Origin of the sequence: Burkholderia pseudomultivorans (assembly GCF_001718415.1) — a bacterium.
GTDB lineage: Bacteria > Pseudomonadota > Gammaproteobacteria > Burkholderiales > Burkholderiaceae > Burkholderia > Burkholderia pseudomultivorans_A.
In genome coordinates this window covers 707,807-723,569 of sequence record NZ_CP013377.1, presented here as the reverse complement: position 1 = coordinate 723,569, position 15,763 = coordinate 707,807, and the positions used below count along the sequence as shown (strand labels likewise).

18 protein-coding genes, 1 tRNA gene and 1 pseudogene are annotated in these 15,763 nt (G+C 67.4%); 13 read left to right on the top strand and 7 right to left on the bottom strand.

Features of this window, described 5'->3' with window-relative positions; genetic code table 11:
* Window positions 1-28: 28 nt before the first annotated feature.
* From WS57_RS03115 to WS57_RS03105, 3 genes are all read left to right on the top strand, one after another.
* Window positions 29-934, top strand: a complete 906-nt coding sequence (locus WS57_RS03115; RefSeq protein ID WP_040131174.1) for a metal-dependent hydrolase — start codon at window positions 29-31, stop codon at window positions 932-934.
* A 69-nt stretch (window positions 935-1,003) separates the two neighbouring features.
* The gene (locus WS57_RS03110) at window positions 1,004-1,291 is read left to right on the top strand and encodes a hypothetical protein (protein WP_009695844.1); all 288 of its coding nucleotides are present in this window, start codon (window positions 1,004-1,006) and stop codon (window positions 1,289-1,291) included.
* Between the two features lie 250 nt (window positions 1,292-1,541).
* Complete coding sequence (locus tag WS57_RS03105) at window positions 1,542-1,916, top strand: DUF2917 domain-containing protein (protein ID WP_009695843.1); 375 nt, start codon at window positions 1,542-1,544, stop codon at window positions 1,914-1,916.
* Window positions 1,917-2,079: 163 nt separating this feature from the next.
* On the opposite strand, the gene WS57_RS03100 is transcribed toward WS57_RS03105, so the two are convergent.
* The gene (locus tag WS57_RS03100) at window positions 2,080-2,358 is read right to left on the bottom strand and encodes a hypothetical protein (protein ID WP_009695842.1); all 279 of its coding nucleotides are present in this window, start codon (window positions 2,356-2,358) and stop codon (window positions 2,080-2,082) included.
* Between the two features lie 709 nt (window positions 2,359-3,067).
* Between WS57_RS03100 and WS57_RS03095 the strand changes: the two genes are divergently transcribed.
* Window positions 3,068-4,369 carry an NCS2 family permease gene (locus WS57_RS03095; protein WP_009695841.1) on the top strand — a complete coding sequence of 434 codons (1,302 nt, stop codon included), beginning with the start codon at window positions 3,068-3,070 and terminating at the stop codon, window positions 4,367-4,369.
* Window positions 4,370-4,510: 141 nt separating this feature from the next.
* Here WS57_RS03095 and WS57_RS03090 read toward each other — a convergent pair whose 3' ends face one another.
* Window positions 4,511-4,798 carry a DUF1488 domain-containing protein gene (locus WS57_RS03090; protein ID WP_009695840.1) on the bottom strand — a complete coding sequence of 96 codons (288 nt, stop codon included), beginning with the start codon at window positions 4,796-4,798 and terminating at the stop codon, window positions 4,511-4,513.
* A gap of 243 nt (window positions 4,799-5,041) precedes the next feature.
* Window positions 5,042-5,233, bottom strand: coding sequence for a DUF2964 family protein (locus tag WS57_RS03085; RefSeq protein WP_040132061.1), 192 nt, complete (start codon window positions 5,231-5,233; stop codon window positions 5,042-5,044).
* Between the two features lie 337 nt (window positions 5,234-5,570).
* Here WS57_RS03085 and WS57_RS03080 point away from each other — a divergent pair, with 337 nt between their 5' ends.
* The 8 genes and pseudogenes from WS57_RS03080 to WS57_RS37525 all read left to right on the top strand — a co-directional run bounded on the left by WS57_RS03080 (window position 5,571) and on the right by WS57_RS37525 (window position 10,679).
* Window positions 5,571-7,460, top strand: a complete 1,890-nt coding sequence (locus WS57_RS03080) for a sigma-54-dependent Fis family transcriptional regulator (RefSeq protein ID WP_040131173.1) — start codon at window positions 5,571-5,573, stop codon at window positions 7,458-7,460.
* A gap of 86 nt (window positions 7,461-7,546) precedes the next feature.
* Window positions 7,547-7,849, top strand: a complete 303-nt coding sequence (locus WS57_RS03075; RefSeq protein WP_069243733.1) for a 2Fe-2S iron-sulfur cluster-binding protein — start codon at window positions 7,547-7,549, stop codon at window positions 7,847-7,849.
* Between the two features lie 98 nt (window positions 7,850-7,947).
* Window positions 7,948-8,133, top strand: a pseudogene (locus WS57_RS03070) (SRPBCC domain-containing protein); the annotation flags it as partial.
* A gap of 131 nt (window positions 8,134-8,264) precedes the next feature.
* Window positions 8,265-8,642: a DUF2946 domain-containing protein gene (locus tag WS57_RS03065; RefSeq protein WP_040131171.1), complete on the top strand. Its 378-nt coding sequence runs from the start codon at window positions 8,265-8,267 to the stop codon at window positions 8,640-8,642.
* A 90-nt stretch (window positions 8,643-8,732) separates the two neighbouring features.
* Entirely contained in the window at window positions 8,733-9,629 is an 897-nt protein-coding gene (locus WS57_RS03060) for a hypothetical protein (RefSeq protein WP_069243732.1), read from the top strand.
* Window positions 9,626-9,988, top strand: coding sequence for a copper resistance CopC family protein (locus WS57_RS03055; protein ID WP_069243731.1), 363 nt, complete (start codon window positions 9,626-9,628; stop codon window positions 9,986-9,988). The genes WS57_RS03060 and WS57_RS03055 overlap by 4 nt, the downstream gene beginning before the upstream one ends.
* 40 nt (window positions 9,989-10,028) lie before the next feature.
* On the top strand, window positions 10,029-10,475 hold the full coding sequence (locus WS57_RS03050) for a copper chaperone PCu(A)C (RefSeq protein WP_009692776.1): 447 nt from the start codon (window positions 10,029-10,031) through the stop codon (window positions 10,473-10,475).
* Window positions 10,476-10,505: 30 nt separating this feature from the next.
* Window positions 10,506-10,679 carry a hypothetical protein gene (locus WS57_RS37525; RefSeq protein ID WP_009692777.1) on the top strand — a complete coding sequence of 58 codons (174 nt, stop codon included), beginning with the start codon at window positions 10,506-10,508 and terminating at the stop codon, window positions 10,677-10,679.
* A 109-nt stretch (window positions 10,680-10,788) separates the two neighbouring features.
* On the opposite strand, the gene WS57_RS03045 is transcribed toward WS57_RS37525, so the two are convergent.
* Complete coding sequence (locus WS57_RS03045; RefSeq protein ID WP_069243730.1) at window positions 10,789-12,114, bottom strand: leucine-rich repeat-containing protein kinase family protein; 1,326 nt, start codon at window positions 12,112-12,114, stop codon at window positions 10,789-10,791.
* Window positions 12,115-12,247: 133 nt separating this feature from the next.
* On the opposite strand from WS57_RS03045, the gene WS57_RS03040 reads away from it, so the two are divergent.
* Window positions 12,248-12,332, top strand: a tRNA-Leu gene (locus WS57_RS03040).
* A gap of 123 nt (window positions 12,333-12,455) precedes the next feature.
* On the opposite strand, the gene WS57_RS03035 is transcribed toward WS57_RS03040, so the two are convergent.
* The 3 genes from WS57_RS03035 to dmpG form a co-directional block, all read right to left on the bottom strand.
* Window positions 12,456-13,331, bottom strand: coding sequence for an alpha/beta fold hydrolase (locus WS57_RS03035; RefSeq protein ID WP_059517048.1), 876 nt, complete (start codon window positions 13,329-13,331; stop codon window positions 12,456-12,458).
* A gap of 72 nt (window positions 13,332-13,403) precedes the next feature.
* Complete coding sequence (gene mhpT / locus WS57_RS03030; RefSeq protein ID WP_009692781.1) at window positions 13,404-14,651, bottom strand: 3-(3-hydroxy-phenyl)propionate transporter MhpT; 1,248 nt, start codon at window positions 14,649-14,651, stop codon at window positions 13,404-13,406.
* An 89-nt stretch (window positions 14,652-14,740) separates the two neighbouring features.
* Window positions 14,741-15,760: a 4-hydroxy-2-oxovalerate aldolase gene (gene dmpG / locus WS57_RS03025; RefSeq protein WP_069243729.1), complete on the bottom strand. Its 1,020-nt coding sequence runs from the start codon at window positions 15,758-15,760 to the stop codon at window positions 14,741-14,743.
* Between the last annotated feature and the right edge of the window lie 3 nt (window positions 15,761-15,763).

Here is a 15,763-nt window from a genome sequence, read left to right as displayed (position 1 = left end):
GCGCCCGGCGCCGCACAGGGAGACACCGATGACCGATACCGCCGAATACCACAAGATCAAGGCCCGCCACGTCAAGTTCGACTTCAGCGATACGCCGATCACCTGGGTGCCGAACGATCCGGGCAGCACGCACATCATCAACACGCTGAACCTGTTGTTCCCGGAAGGCGAGCTGTGGTTCTGCCGCGTGTACAACAAGGCGCTGCCGCTGATCACCGATGCGCGCCTGCGCGACGAGGCCGAAGGCTTCCTGCGTCAGGAGGCCGTGCATTCGCGCTCGCACGGCGGCGTGCTCAAGCACTACTACGATCGGCACGGCATCGACACGAAGCCGTTCACGCAGAAGCTCAACCGGCTGTTCACGCGCGTGCTCGGCGAACAGCCGCTCGGACTGAAGATCGGCCATACGCGTTTCTGGCTGCGCCAGCAGCTCGCGGTGATCGCGTCGCTCGAGCATTTCTTCGGCTATCTCGGCAACTGGGTGCTCAACGCGCACGGCCTCGACGCAGGCAAGGCCGACCCGACGATGGTCGACCTGCTGCGCTGGCACGGCGCGGAGGAAGTCGAGCATCGCACCGTGGCGTTCGACATCTACCGGCACATGGGCGGCTCGTATCCGGAGCGCTGCGTGCACATGGCGTTCGTGATCGTGCTGCTGCTCTACTACATCACGACGGGCGCGAAATTCATGTACCGGCTCGACCCGGGCGCGGGCCGCTATCCGGGCTTTGCGATGGCGTGGCGGCAAGGTTCGCGGCGCGGTCATCTGCCGTCGTTCTGGAAGGTGATCGGCGCCGCGCTGCGCTACTTCAAGCCCGGCTATACGCCGCACCATGAAGGCTCGACCGAGCAGGCGCTCGCGTATCTGGCACGCTCGCCGGCCGCTCGGGCAGCCGCGCACGGCGGCAACTGGGGCGCCACGAAGGGCGCATGACGACGCACGCGGCGGGCAGCGCCCGCCGAAATGCGTACAATCGCGGCTTCATTTCCCGGAGGTGCCGCGATGGCCATGAAGAAAACCGATCTCGAAAAGAACAAGGCGCTCAAGCTGACGCACGCGATGAAGCAGTCCAGCTCCGCGCGCTTCGGCAAGGGCGTCGAGGCAGCGGCTGCGCTCGACCGTCGCGCACAGCGCAAGCTCGACCAGGAACAGGGGCTCGTGCCGTTCGCATGCAAGCTGAACGCCGAACTCGTCGAGCAGTTGAAGGCGCGCGCGGCGACGCACCCGAACGGGATGACGGGCCTGCTGTCCGAACTGCTCGTGAACGCGCTCGCACAGCGCGACGCATGACCCGCTCCTGTCTCGAAAATAGTCGTTGACAACGCCGCGCGACGGCGACAAACTCGTTCGCATGCCTACGTTCAAGCTCATCGCCATCGCGATTAATGCCCCGGTGAACGCCCATATGGGTGCGTCACGGGAGGTGCTTGTGCGTTAGCAACCGAGCAGTACCGCAGTCACACAAGGCCTCACCGGAAACGGATGAGGCCTTTTTGTTCTGGTGCGCGTCATCCGTCCGGTCAACGAATGGAGCAAGACGATGGACCAGGCAAGCCCGCTGTTTGTTCGTCCCGATCCGCGCCGCACGGGCGCGATCGCCTTACCGACTGTCGTGATCCGTTTCGCGGTGACGCCGCGCACGACGCTGAGCTGGCGCGCGCCGCGCGATGCGGAGATTCGCGCGCACGGCGCGCCGCTGTGGATCACGCGTCCGCCGAGCGTCGACGATTTCTGGGTGCAGCCCGGCGACGTGCTGCGCGTCGCGCGCGGCGAGCGTATCTGGCTCGGCACCGATAACGGGGAATCGGCCGAAGCGTCGATCACGACGGCGTACGTGCAGCGCGGCGAGCGCTTCAGGCGCGCGCTCGCGCAAGTGCAACGTTTGCTCGTCGGACGATGGCGAAGAAGTGGATGATCGACGCGCTCACGCGCGGGGAACGCGGAACGGCCGCGACCGGAAACGGACGCACCCGCGGCGCAACGCGCCGCAGGTGCGCATCGAATGACGCGACATGCCGCTGCATGCCGCGAGCGATCGCGCGCCGTGCACAGCCATCAGTTGCATCAGATGACGGGATTCAGGTGCTGGCGGCGAGACGCGGGCCCGTGCTGCGTGGAGTCGAATCGAGCTCGGGCCTTTGCGTCGCCTGCGAGGTCACCCAGGGATCGATGCCCTGCTTCTGCACTTCCTCGAGGAACGACACACGCGTGCGCCAGTAATCCGCCTGTAATTTCGCGTCGATGACGCGCTGCTCGGCTGCGAACAGTTCCATGCGCGCCGTCACGAGCATCGACGCAGCGGTTTTTTCCGGCGTGGGGGCGTGCCGCATGGCCCAACGGCTGATCCAGTTCAACATGCTGACCTCCGTGATGGCGGACGAACCCGCATCGGGCAATCGCAACCGGCCGTGTCTGCCCGAACCGCACAACGGCCGTCACCGCGCTTCACCGCCCGGGCCCACACGTGCTGCCGCTCCCCCGCGCCGGCAGCAACCGGCACGGGCGTGTGTGCGCGGTTTCTCTATCCTAGAAAGACTTGCCGGTTTACGCGATGGGGTCTTGCAATCTTTTACACAGAAAACCACAGTCGGGCCCGCATCGCGAAATGACAGTTGCGGACGGGACGGCTTCGGCGCACGATAGCCCGATGCCCGCTCCGGCCTGGACTGACGAATGGCCGGCGCATGCCCGTCGTCCCGACAGCATGCGGGCGCTCCGTTTCAGTCGCATGTCATCGCAACGACCCTGCCGCTGCAGCGCCGTTGCGCACGCATCGGCCGCCTGCGCGCGCGCCGCCGTCCCGTTTCTCCTGTCCGCTGCCGCCGAACCGGTAAAATGCGCGCCGTCTTCGCGCGGCCGGCCCGGCCACCCTGCCATCGACCGCCCGCCCGTTCCGCACAAAGACCGCGATCATGCCCCGCGACTATATCGTCGGAGCTATCCGCGCTATTACAATCCGCCGATAGCCGGGCAATAGTGGCTGGTTACAGTTAGCCGGCCGCACGCTGCCCGTACAACAATTCGGCACAACAAGCAACACGACAACCCGACCGGAGAAACGCCTTCATGGAATCCATCAAGCGGTATTTCGGCTTCGCTGAAGCCGGCACCGACTTCCGCACCGAAATACTCGCGGGCGTCACCACGTTCCTGACGATGGCCTACATCATCTTCGTCAACCCCGCGATCCTCGGCGACGCCGGCATGCCGAAGGAATCCGTGTTCGTCGCGACCTGCCTCGTCGCGGCGCTGGCATCGATCATCATGGGGCTGTACGCGAACTACCCGATCGCGTGCGCGCCCGGCATGGGCCTGAACGCGTATTTCGCGTACACGGTCGTCAAGGGGATGGGCTTCACGTGGCAGGCCGCGCTCGGCGCGGTGTTCATCTCCGGCTGCCTGTTCCTGATCGTCACGCTGTTCCGCGTGCGCGAGGCAATCGTCAACGGCATTCCGAAATCGCTGCGCATCTCGATCACCGCGGGCATCGGCCTGTTCCTCGGCATCATCTCGCTGAAGACCTCGGGCGTGATCGTCGGCAACCCGGCGACGCTCGTCACGCTCGGCGACCTGCACAAGCACGACACGATCCTCGCGATCGTCGGCTTCTTCACGATCGTCACGCTCGACCACCTGCGCGTGCGCGGCGCGATCCTGATCGGCATCATCGGCGTGACGATCCTGTCGTTCTTCTTCGGCGACAACCAGTTCCACGGCGTGTTCTCCGCGCCGCCGTCGATCGACGCGACGCTGTTCAAGCTCGACATCGGCGCCGCGCTGTCGACCGGCATCATCAACGTGATCCTGGTGTTCTTCCTCGTCGAACTGTTCGATGCGACCGGCACGCTGATGGGCGTCGCGAACCGCGCGGGCCTGCTCGTCGAAGGCAAGATGAACCGCCTGAACAAGGCGCTGCTCGCCGACAGCACCGCGATCGTCGCGGGCTCGGTGCTCGGCACGTCGTCGACCACCGCGTATATCGAGAGCGCATCGGGCGTGCAGGCCGGCGGCCGCACGGGCGTGACCGCGATCACCGTCGCGGTGCTGTTCCTCGCATGCCTGTTCATCGCGCCGCTCGCGGGCGTGGTGCCCGCCTACGCGACCGCGCCGGCGCTGCTGTACGTGTCGTGCCTGATGCTGCGCGAAATGGTCGAGGTGCCGTGGGACGATGCGACCGAAGCCGTGCCGGCCGCGCTGACCGCGCTGCTGATGCCGTTCACGTACTCGATCGCGAACGGCGTCGCGTTCGGCTTCATCGCATACGGCGGCCTGAAGCTGCTGACCGGCCAGGGCGGCAAGGTCAAGCCGATCGTATGGATCATCGCGGCCGTGTTCCTGTTCCGCTTCTTCTATCTCGGCAGCGAATGACGGACGCGCCGCCGCGCGACGCACGACAAGCAAACGCCACCTTCGGGTGGCGTTTGTCGTTTCAGGGGGATCGCGACGGACGGCCGATACGACACGGGCGCCGGCATACGGCGCCCGTTCCGTCACCGACCGCTCGACCGGTCAGCGCCAGTTCGCCTCGTAGAAGCGCACATAGCCGCTGCGCAGCGTCACGCATTGCGCGCGCGTTTCCGACAACAGCCGCCGCGCGGCCGCCTCGATGCGGTCGCGGTGCTGGTCGAACGCGCCGACCATGTCCTCGAAGCGCGGCGAGGCCGCACCGAAATGATCCTCCAGCGCCTCGGCCGTGATCTGACATTGGACGCGCTCGCCATTGACCAACGCCGTAAACGCAAGCATCAGGTCGCGCCCCGAATATTCGGGCGCATCGTTCGTGAAATGGATCTGCATGGGAGCCGCCTCAATCATCCGGTAGAAAACGAATGACCGCGTCCGTCGTCCGCCACCGGCCGGACGAGAATGACGCGGGCTCGCCGGCGGAGGCATCGGACACGGGGGTTGGCGTGGACAATGCATGCCGGTTGCATTCCACTTTAGACGGTTTCGCGCAGGAGACAAAATTTCGGTGTGCGTTGCCCCGACGCGGATCAACGGCGACCCGCGCGGCATCCGGCACCGTTTTCCCGACGCGCGTCAGTGCGGGTCGGTGGGCCAGACATTGAGTGCAATCGCGGCGGTCGTGGCGCCGGTTGCGATCGCGGCCGCCCCGTATCGCACCGCATCGGTCAGATCGAACAGCAGACCGTGGATCGCCACGGCGATGCCGCCCAGCATGATGAAGGTGGCGATGGCCGCCAGCACGACTCTCAGTTCCGTCCGAACCATGATGGCTCTCCCGAACGGATGCATGTCGCGTCGCATGCATGTTGCAGTGCGGAGTACGGCGCGTGCGTTCTCCATTTCCATCATTGCAGGTAGACGCTTAAAAGCAAGGAGAATTTGCCCGTGGTCGCGCATCGCGCGCGGCGCTTGTATGATGACGGATACTCGAATGACCGGCGCGCGCCGCGCGGAGCTGCGGCGGATGGACCGGCGATGATCGCGGTCGACCGCGAGTGCATGGGACCGCAGCAAGCGCTGACGCGCCAACTGCGGCCGACCGCGAGTGCATGGGACCGCAGTAAGCGCTGAAGCGCCAACTGCGGTCGACAGGAGACAACCGATGCCTCAATCTTCCGTGCTGCCCACCACATCGGGCCGCATCGACCTGCTCGCACAGGCGCATGGCCGTTCGACCGCGGTCGGCCTGCGCGCGGACGAGCGCCCCGATTTCTCGCCGCTGTCGCACATCGCGCTGCGCGAACTGCTCGACACGAATCACGCGCTGTTCGCGCACGCCCGCCCGGTGATGGAGAACCTGCACGCGCAGATCGCCGATACGCAGAGCCTCGTCCTGCTGACCGACTCCGCCGGCGTGATCCTGCACAGCATCGGCGACGCCGACTTCATCGAGAAAGCCAACCGCGTCGCGCTGTGCACGGGCGTGTCGTGGGCCGAACGCGCGCGCGGCACCAATGCGATCGGCACCGCGCTCGCGTCGGGACAGGCGATCGCCGTGCACGGCCCGGAACACTTCCTGCGCGCGAATCACATCCTCACCTGTTCATGCGCGCCGATCGTCGATCCGTTCGGCCGCACGCTCGGCGCGCTCGACGTCAGCGGCGATCCGCGCGGCTTCAGCCCGCATACGCTCGCGCTCGTCAGGATGTCGGCACAGCTGATCGAAAACCATCTGTTCGCGAACCAGTGCGCGGAAGCGCTGCGCCTGCGCTTTCACGCGCACGAGGAATGCGTCGACTCGCTGTTCGCCGGGCTCGTCGCATTCGGCCCGGACGGCGGACTGATCGCCGCGAACCGCAGCGCACAGTTCCAGCTCGGTGCGCCGTTCGATGCATTGCAGCATCAGGGCTGCGACGCGCTGTTCGGGATGCGTTTCGGCGAACTCGCACAGCAGGCCGCCCGCGCGCCGGGCGCGACGTTCCGGCTCACGCTGTCGACCGGCGTGCGCGTGCTCGCGCGCTGCGAATTCGCGGAGGCGCACAAGACGGCCGTCACCGTCGCGCCGCCCGCGCCCGCCGCACGCATGCGCGCACCGGACCCCGACGCGATCACGTTCGCGACGCTCGACAGCGGCGACGCGCGCATGGCCGCGGTGCTCGAACGCGTCGCGAAGATTCGCGGGCGCGACCTGCCGCTGCTGATCCTCGGCCAGACCGGCACCGGCAAGGAATGGCTCGCGCGTGCGCTGCATCACGCGTCGCCGCGCGCGGACGGCCCGTTCGTCGCGGTCAACTGCGCGGCGCTGCCCGATTCGCTGATCGAGGCCGAACTGTTCGGCTACGAAGACGGCGCGTTCACCGGCGCCCGCAAGCGCGGCAGCCCCGGCAAGATCGTGCAGGCCGACGGCGGCACGCTGTTTCTCGACGAGATCGGCGACATGCCGCTGGCGCAGCAGGTCCGGCTGATGCGCGTGCTGCAGGAGCGCGCGGTGATGCCGCTCGGCGGCGCACGTGCGGTGCCGGTCGACGTGCGCGTCGTCTGCGCGACGCACCGCGACCTGCGCGCGATGATCGCGGCAGGCACGTTCCGCGAAGACCTGTTCTACCGGATCAACGGCCTCGCGGTCACGCTGCCGCCGCTGGCTGCGCGTACCGACCTGCCCGCGCTCGTCGAACGCATCCTCGCGCGGCTCGCGCGCAGCGAGCCGATGCCGCGCCGGATCGCGCCGGCCGTGCTCGACGCGTTCGCGCGCCACCGCTGGCCCGGCAACCTGCGGCAGATGACCAACGTGTTGCGCACGGCCGGCATGCTCGCCGACGACGAACCCGAGATCACGCTCGCGCATCTGCCCGACGACTTCTGGCTCGACTGCAACGACGCGCCGGCCGCCGCCGCGCCCTCGCCCGCCGCGCGCGAAGCGGCGACGCTGCAGGACCACCAGGCCGCGGTCATCGACGCGGTGCTGGCGCGCCACGGCGGCAACGTGTCGGCTGCCGCGCGGGAACTCGGACTCGCGCGCAATACCGTCTACCGTTACCTGCGCCGCCACTGACGGCTGTCGCCGGCGGCCCGCCGCGCGCCGGCCGCCGACCGCTTCGGGTATGCTTCGCATCGCCGCCGATTCATCACCCGTCACCCATGACCGATTCCGAACGCCCTCCCGTCGTGCGCATCGAGCCGCTCGGCGTCAGCTTCGACGCGCCCGACTCGCTGACGCTGCTCGAGGCCGCCGCGTTCGCGCGCGTCTCGCTGCCGCGCACGTGCCGCAACGGCACGTGCCGTACATGCCTTTGCCGGATCGTCAGCGGCAGCGTACGCTACACGATCGAATGGCCGGGCCTGAGCCGCGACGAAAAGGCCGACGGCTATACGCTGCCGTGCGTGGCCGTCGCGACGTCGGATCTCGTGCTCGACGTGCCCGACGCGGTCGTGCTCGACTAGGGGTCCAAACGCGCATGCGTGCGCCGCGACCCGCAAACGTCTGATCCCTGCATGGAGAACGTCATGCCACCGCAAGCCGATCGCATCGAAAAACAGGGTCCGAGCCGATGACGCTCGTCACGTTCTCGCTCGCCGATCGACCGGACGGCACGCTGCTGACGGTCGTCGAATCCGGCTTCGACCAGCTCGCCGCGGAGCGCCGTGCGAAGGCATACGAGATGAACGACCAGGGTTGGGCCGCGCAGATGACGCTGATCGCCAAATATCTGACGAAACACGCGTAGCGCGACGGCCGACAGCGCGTACGCGCACGCCGCTGCGCGCCACCCTGACACGCGCAACCCCGCATATCCGCGCCGTTGCGCACATGGCATAATTCCGCTCCATCATCGTCCTCTCGCCGTTGCGCCATCGCATGCTGAGTCGTCGTCTGCGGAAGATCGGCAGTCTGATCGGGATGCTCGCCATCCTGATGGCGTCGCTCGCACCGACGATCTCGCAGGCGCTGACGACCCAGAGCCGCGTGGACGCGCTGCTCGCGAGCTACTGCACCGTGCAGCCGTCATCCGCGAGCGACGCGGCCAACGCATCGTCGAAAAGCCTGTGCGCGCATCTGCAGGCATGCGGCTACTGCAGCCTCCTCACGCATGCGCCCGCGCTGCCGACGCCCGAACTGACGTTCGCGGCCACCGTGCGCGTCCTCCAGCATCGCGAAGCGACCCGCTTCGAAAGCCTGCGCCGCACGCTGCCGCTCACGGCCGCGCAGCCGCGCGCGCCGCCTTTCCCGTCCTGAACCGCCGCTACAGTGCGTGATGCCGACGTGCATCGCGCTCTCCGCGCATGCCGTCGGCGTGCGTGAGCTGTCACGTTCCGAAGGACGATCATGAAGATCCCCGTTGCTGCACCCGCACTGCTCGCGGGCGCGCTCTGCTGCTGTTTCCCCGCTGCCGCCCGCGCCCATGCGATTGCCGGCGACCGTGTATTCCCCGCGACGATGGCCATCGACGATCCCGGCGTCGGCGATGAAATCGACTTCCAGTTCGGCCACATCAAGACGCCGGGCGACAGCGGCGACGTCAACGTCAACACCGCGTCGTTCGAATGGGACAAGCTGATCACGTCGAACCTCGCGTTCAGCGTCGGCAGCGCCTACGTCACGCAGAACGCGCCGGACGGCGGCTCGGCAAAAGGCGCCGACAACCTGACCATCGGCCTGAAATACCTCGCGTACGTGAACCCGGCGCACGAGTTCATGCTGTCGGCCGGCGTCCATGCGACGCTCGGCGGCACCGGCTCGAAGGCGATCGGCGACGCGTTCTCGACGATTTCGCCGGGCGTGTTCTTCGGCAAGGGCTTCGGCGACCTGCCCGACGCGCTCGCCTACCTGCGCCCGCTCGCGATCACCGGCGCCGTGTCGCCGAATTTCACGACCAACGCGTCCGCACCCGATTCGCTCGACTGGGGCATGACCGTGCAGTACAGCATTCCGTACCTGCAATCGTCGGTGAAGAACCTCGGCCTCGGCGCGCCGTTCGCGAACCTCGTGCCGATCGTCGAATTCCCGATGAACACCTGCACCGGCGGTGCATGCTCCGGGCAGACCACCGGCACGATCAATCCCGGCGTGCTGTGGTTGACGCGCTGGGGCCAGTTCGGCATCGAAGCGCAGATCCCGGTCAATCGCGCGTCCGGACGCCATACGGGCGTGCTGCTGCAAGCCCATCTGTATCTCGACGACATCTTCCCCCACTCGATCGGCAAACCGCTCATCCAGCCATGAAAACTTCCGCACTCCTGCGCGGCGCCGCCGCGCTGACCGTCATCGTCGCGCAGGCCGCGCACGCGCACGCGTTCCCGAAAACGCAGCAGCCAGCCGCGGGCGCCACGCTCACCAGCGCGCCGCACGCCGTCACGATCGATTTCGACGAGGCGCTCGAACCCGCGTTCAGCTCGATCGCGGTCACCGACAGCCACGGCCAGTCCGTCGCCGACGGCAAGTCGAGCGTCGACGACGGCAACCGCAAGCGCATGCACGTCGCGCTGTCGAACCTGACGGCCGGCACCTATACGGTCGCGTGGGTCGCAGTGGCCAACGACGGGCATCGCACGCAAGGCCACTACACGTTCACGCTGAAGTGATACTCGCTCGCGCCTTTCAATCAACCCAGGACAACCCACGATGAAGAAATCGCTCTCCGCCGGCCTGATGCTTGCCCTGCTGGGGCTGCACGCCTCGGCAACGTTCGCGGCGCCGGCCGTGCAGGCCGATGCGTGCTGGATTCGCGCAATGCCGGCGACGGTGCCGTCGTCCGGCTATTTCACGGTGAAGAACAACGGCGACAAGCCCGTCGCACTGACCGGCGTCGACACGCCCGCGTTCGGGATGGCGATGCTGCACGAGACGCAGACCAGCGGCAGCACCGCGAAGATGGTCCACGTCGACTCGGTCGAGGTGCCCGCGCACGGCACGCTGACGTTCAAGCCGAAGAGCTATCACGTGATGCTGGAAGAACCGCGCCAGCCCGTCGCGCCGGGCGCGAAGGTGCCGCTCGCGCTGCATTTCGCCGACGGCTCGACGGTGTCCGTGAGCTGCGACGCGAAGTCGCCTTCGTATACCGGCCAGTAAGGCGCATCCGCAACGACCGATGGAGGCACCATGAAAGACCGACTGTTGCTGGCCGACCTGATCGTCCGCTACCGGACGCCGCTGAACGTCGCCGTGCTGATTGCCTGCGGGTTATGGGCCGGATGGATCGCGTGGATGACGCGGCCGGGCGCCATCGATTCGCCGTCCGCGATCGCCGCATACTGCATGCGCGACGCACGTTGACGCCGGGCGTCGGGGTGAAGCACGCCGCCGCGTCGTCATGCGCGGCTTCACCCCGACCGCGGCGCCGCTTGCCGACCGCCGCCTGTCGACTGCGCGGCAGGCGCCAGCATCACCCCTTCGACGCGGCCAACACGGCCGCGATCTCGTCGAACGACGGCCGCGCGTCGATCTCTTCGTTCAGACAGGCGGCGGCAAGCGCATCGAGTACGTCCGAACCTTCCCACGCATGCGGCTCGCATCGCGCCAGCAACTCGTCGAGCAGATAACCGAAGGCCCTGACTTCCAGCCGTTCGAGCCGCGCCGCGCGCACGCGGTCGTTCACGTCGTAGACCGACGCCGCGCCAAAATCGCCGAGCAACGCGCCGCCCGCGCCGTCGTGCAGGATATTGTGCGCGTACAGGTCGCCGTGCATGATGCCGCGCGCGTGCAGATGACGCGCGACCGACGCGATGCCGTGCGCGATCCGCCATGCCGTCGCCGGTGCGAATCTCACATCGGCCGCATATACGTCGCGCGTGCAGGTCGCGAAGCTCGGCGGCCCGGCGAGGGTGTCGAGCGCGGGATCGACCAGTTCCATCACGAGGCCGTGTGCGCCGTCCGGATGACCGCGCAGCTGGCCGATCACCGGGATCATGTTCCGATGACGTCCGGCGTGCAGGCATGCGGCCATTTCGCAATCGGGCAGGCCGTCGCTCGTGACCGCACCCTTGAACAGCTTGACCGCGACCGCGCGCGGCGCCTGCCCTGCCGCGTGCCATTGCGCGCGGTAGATGACGCCCGATGCGCCTTCACCCAGCTTCTCCTCGCAGGCGAGTTCGCTCCAGTCGATCTCCGCGACGCTCCGATCGGTCGACGCTTCGGCCTCCAGCGCCGCACCGAACGGATTGCCCGCATACGCGAGCCACGCGAGGCGCGGCAGGCGCAGCAGCCAGTCCGGCAACGTCTCCAGCCGGTTCGCGGACAGGCGCACGAGTTCGAGCGCGCGGCATGCTGCCATTTCCGCGGGCAGTACACGCAGACGGTTGCCCGCGAGCATCAGCTTCTGCAATCGCGAACAATCGCCGATTTCGGCGGGCAGTTCGTCGATTTCGTTGTCGGTGAGAATCAGCCAGCGCAGCGCACGCGGCAGCGCGTCGCGCGGCACGGTACGGATCCGGTTCGCCTTGAAGCCGACCATGTCCAGCTGCGAACATGCGCCGAGCACCGCGGGCAGCTCGGTGAAACGGTTGCCGGACGCGAACAGGATGCGCAGACGGTGCAGCCTCGGCAGGTCGTCCGGCAGCGACGCAAGCGTGTTGCCGGTCAGGTCGAGCACTTCGAGCGTATCGGCCAGGTCGAAGATCTCGCGCGGGAATTCGGTCAGCCCGCAGGCGAGCTTGAGCTGCCGTGCGCCCGTCAGGCGGCCGGACTGCAGTTGTTCGAGGGTGTTTTTCACGATGGAAGCGGGCGGCAGTAGCGATGATCGTCGGATCGATCGCACGAATTTTACCGGGATCGCTTGCGCGCCTGCATCCGTCGGCCCTCTTCACAAACGCACAATGTGGCGCTAGAATTGCGCCCCTTGACGTGCCGACGTGGTGAAATTGGTAGACACGCTATCTTGAGGGGGTAGTGGCGAAAGCTGTGCGAGTTCGAGTCTCGCCGTCGGCACCAGAAACGATACAGGCGTGTCGCGAACACGTCCGTGGCTGGAAAAAGAAACCCGCGTCGGCGTCAGGCCGCGCGGGTTTTTTCGTGTCCGCAAGCGCCGGGCAGCAGGCAACCCGCGACGCGCCCTCAGTGCTGCAGGAAATCGATCACCATCCGGTTGAACGCATCCGCATGCTCCCACTGCGCCCAATGTCCGCAGCGGTTGAACACGTGCAGTTGCGCGTTCTGCATCCCGGCGATCAGCCGCAGGCCGATATCCATCGGCACGAAGCGGTCGTCGCGGCCCCAGATGACGAGCGTTGGCGCCGCGATTTCACCTAGCCGCGGGCCGTAGTCGGTGAACTGCTTCGGATTCGCCGCGAGGCTCTTCACGAAGTTCTCGAGGTGATCGCGCCGCGCGAGCATGTTGTCGAGGCGCGCCTTCATCAGTTCGTCCGTGATCGCGCTCGCATCGTAGACGAACACGTTCATCATCCGCTTCAGGTTCTCGATCGTCGGCTCGCGATACAGGCCCTGCAACAGCTTGATGCCTTCGGTCGGCATCGGCGCGAAGCTGCTCGGGCCGCCCGTTCCGCCGCCCATCAGCACGAGCTTGCCGACCCGCTCCGGGTTGCCTAGCGCGAACGCCACCGCGCTGTGTCCGCCCATCGAGTTGCCGAGAATATGCACGCGCCCGATGTCGAGTTCGTCGAGCAGCCCTTTCAGCACGCGGCCGTTGAGTTCCGAGCGGGACGACGTGCAGACGACCGGATCGCTCTTGCTCCAGCCCGGGCAGTCCATCAGGATCACGCGATAGCCGGCCGCGACCAGCGGCTCGACGTTGCGGTTGAAGTTCGCCCAGCCGCTCGCGCCGGGGCCTGAGCCGTGCAGCATCACGACCGTTTCGCCGGTCGGCCCGGCGCCCGTGTCGTTGTAGTGGATCCGCAGTTCGAGGTCGCCGTCCTTCACGCGCGCAAACCGGCTCGTGGACGCTTCCGTGATCGGTGCAGTCGTCGCAGTCATGATGATGTCCTTCTCCGTAAAAATGAATGTTCCCGATCGCGGACCGCGCATGCGCGCGGCCCTCACGAATCGCTAAACGCGCTGCGGCTCGCCCGCGCGCTGCTGCGTGAACGCGCCCACCACCGTCAACGCCGCCACCGCGGCGATCACGACCAGCGGAATGCTGGCCGACACCAGCATCGACGGGCTCTGACCGAGCGCGAACAGCTGTCCTGCCACCAGCGGCCCGAGAATCGACCCGAGCCGCCCCACCGCGACAGCCGCGCCCACGCCCGTGCCGCGCACTTCGGTCGGATACGCGTGACCGGCGAGCGCATACAGCACCGACTGGCCGCCGACCAGAAACAGCCCGCACAGCAGGCCGCCCACCGCCATCGACGTCGCACCGCCCGCGCTCGCGAGCGTGGCCAGCGCGACGCCTACGCCGACGTACATGCCGATCACCGTGCCGCGCCGCCCGAAGCGGTCCATCAGCGTCGCGATCGTCACCGCGCCGATTCCGCCGCCGATGTTGAACATCATCAGCACGACGTTGGACTGCACGCGCGTCAGCCCGCGCGACAGCACCATCGACGGCAGCCAGTTCATCAGGAAATACAGCACGACCAGCGTGCCGAGATAGCTGATCCACAGTGCGACGGTCGTGCGCGCGCGGCCGTAGCGCCACAGCGCGTCGCTCACGCCGGGCAGGCCGGCAGCGCGGCCGGCAGCGCTCGATCGCGTCGCCACGAACTGCTGCGATTCGTGCAGGAACAAGCCGAGCAGCGGCACCATCACGAGCGGCCCGAATCCGCCGACATAGAACACATGGCGCCAGCTCGCATCGCCCGCGCTCGCGATGCCGATCACCGCGGCAATCGCCGCGCCGAACGGCATCCCGCAGTACATCGCGCCGACCGCGGTGCTGCGCTGCTGCGGGCCGGCCGCTTCCGAGCACAGCGCGATCAGGTTCGGCATCGCGGCGCCCAGCCCGAAACCCGTCATCAGCCGCGCGACGAGCAGGCTCTCGAAACTCCAGACCTGCGTGGTCGCGAGCGAGAACAGGCCGAACATCGCGACCGACCACATCAGCACGCGCTTGCGACCGAAGCGATCGGCGAGCCGGCCGCCGAACGCGGCGCCCGGCAGCAGGCCGATCGCGCCCGCGCTGAATGCCCAGCCCATCTGCGCGACGGCGAGCGAGAACTCCTTCGCCATGCGCGGGCCGGCCACGCCGGCCGATTGCAGGTCCAGCCCTTCGAGCAACGCGATCGCCAGACACAACGCGATCGTTGCGTGCCCGTTTCGCGCGGTGCCGCCTTCCTTTCGTGACGTATTCATCCAAAGTCTCCAATGATCGATATGCAGGCCGCTCTTGTCGGCGGCTGTCATGGATCGGACCGCGTCGTGCGCGGCCCTGCGGTCCGTTCTTATGCGGCGTGGCCGCGCTTCTTCAGATCGAGCGCAACGTCGACGATCATGTCCTCCTGCCCGCCGACCATCCGGCGCCTGCCCAGCTCGACGAGGATGTCGACCGTCTTCAGCCCGTACTTCTTCGCGGCCACCTCCGCATGACGCAGGAAGCTCGAATACACGCCCGCGTAACCGAGCGCGAGCGTCTCGCGATCGACGCGCACCGGACGGTCCTGCAGCGGCCGCACGATGTCGTCGGCCGCGTCCATCAGCGTGTAGAGATCGGTGCCATGGTTCCAGCCCATCCGCTCGGCCGCCGCCACGAACACCTCGAGCGGCGCGTTGCCCGCGCCCGCGCCCATGCCCGCGAGCGACGCATCGATCCGGTCGCAGCCCTCCTCGACCGCGACGATCGAGTTCGCGACGCCGAGCGACAGGTTGTGATGCGCGTGCATGCCCGTCTGCGTCTCGGGCTTCAGCACGGCCTTCACCGCGCGGAACCGGTCGCGCACGTCGCGCATCGTCAGCGCGCCGCCCGAATCGACGACGTAGATGCAGTTCGCGCCATAGCTTTCCATCTTCTTCGCCTCGACGGCCAGGTTCTCCGGCGTGGTCATGTGGCTCATCATCAGGAAGCCGACCGTGTCCATCCCGAGCGCGCGCGCATATTCGATGTGCTGCTTCGAGATGTCCGCCTCGGTGCAGTGCGTCGCGACGCGCACGATGCGCGCGCCGGCGTCGTAGGCGGCCTTCAGGTCGTGGATCGTGCCGATGCCCGGCAGCAGCAGCGTCGCGATCTTCGCGTGCGTGACCACCTCGGCCACCGCCTCGATCCATTCGAGATCGCTGTGCGCGCCGAAGCCGTAGTTGAAGCTCGAGCCTTGCAGGCCGTCGCCGTGCGCGACCTCGATGCTGTCCACCTTCGCACGATCGAGCGCGCGTGCGATGTCCTGCACGTTCGCGATCGAGTACTGATGCCGGATCGCATGGCTGCCGTCGCGCAGCGTGACGTCGGAGATATAGATTTTCTTGCTCATCGC

Coding starts and splice junctions, on each gene's coding strand:
- WS57_RS03110 (WP_009695844.1), top strand. CDS start 1,004: ATGGCCATGAAGAAAACCGATCTCGAAAAGAACAAGGCGCTCAAGCTG.
- WS57_RS03050 (WP_009692776.1), top strand. CDS start 10,029: ATGAAGAAATCGCTCTCCGCCGGCCTGATGCTTGCCCTGCTGGGGCTG.
- WS57_RS03075 (WP_069243733.1), top strand. CDS start 7,547: ATGACCGATTCCGAACGCCCTCCCGTCGTGCGCATCGAGCCGCTCGGC.
- WS57_RS03115 (WP_040131174.1), top strand. CDS start 29: ATGACCGATACCGCCGAATACCACAAGATCAAGGCCCGCCACGTCAAG.
- WS57_RS03090 (WP_009695840.1), bottom strand. CDS start 4,798: ATGCAGATCCATTTCACGAACGATGCGCCCGAATATTCGGGGCGCGAC.
- WS57_RS03060 (WP_069243732.1), top strand. CDS start 8,733: ATGAAGATCCCCGTTGCTGCACCCGCACTGCTCGCGGGCGCGCTCTGC.
- WS57_RS03095 (WP_009695841.1), top strand. CDS start 3,068: ATGGAATCCATCAAGCGGTATTTCGGCTTCGCTGAAGCCGGCACCGAC.
- WS57_RS03035 (WP_059517048.1), bottom strand. CDS start 13,331: ATGACTGCGACGACTGCACCGATCACGGAAGCGTCCACGAGCCGGTTT.
- mhpT (WP_009692781.1), bottom strand. CDS start 14,651: ATGAATACGTCACGAAAGGAAGGCGGCACCGCGCGAAACGGGCACGCA.
- WS57_RS03065 (WP_040131171.1), top strand. CDS start 8,265: ATGCTGAGTCGTCGTCTGCGGAAGATCGGCAGTCTGATCGGGATGCTC.
- WS57_RS03105 (WP_009695843.1), top strand. CDS start 1,542: ATGGACCAGGCAAGCCCGCTGTTTGTTCGTCCCGATCCGCGCCGCACG.
- WS57_RS03085 (WP_040132061.1), bottom strand. CDS start 5,233: ATGGTTCGGACGGAACTGAGAGTCGTGCTGGCGGCCATCGCCACCTTC.
- WS57_RS03100 (WP_009695842.1), bottom strand. CDS start 2,358: ATGTTGAACTGGATCAGCCGTTGGGCCATGCGGCACGCCCCCACGCCG.
- dmpG (WP_069243729.1), bottom strand. CDS start 15,760: ATGAGCAAGAAAATCTATATCTCCGACGTCACGCTGCGCGACGGCAGC.
- WS57_RS03080 (WP_040131173.1), top strand. CDS start 5,571: ATGCCTCAATCTTCCGTGCTGCCCACCACATCGGGCCGCATCGACCTG.
- WS57_RS03055 (WP_069243731.1), top strand. CDS start 9,626: ATGAAAACTTCCGCACTCCTGCGCGGCGCCGCCGCGCTGACCGTCATC.
- WS57_RS37525 (WP_009692777.1), top strand. CDS start 10,506: ATGAAAGACCGACTGTTGCTGGCCGACCTGATCGTCCGCTACCGGACG.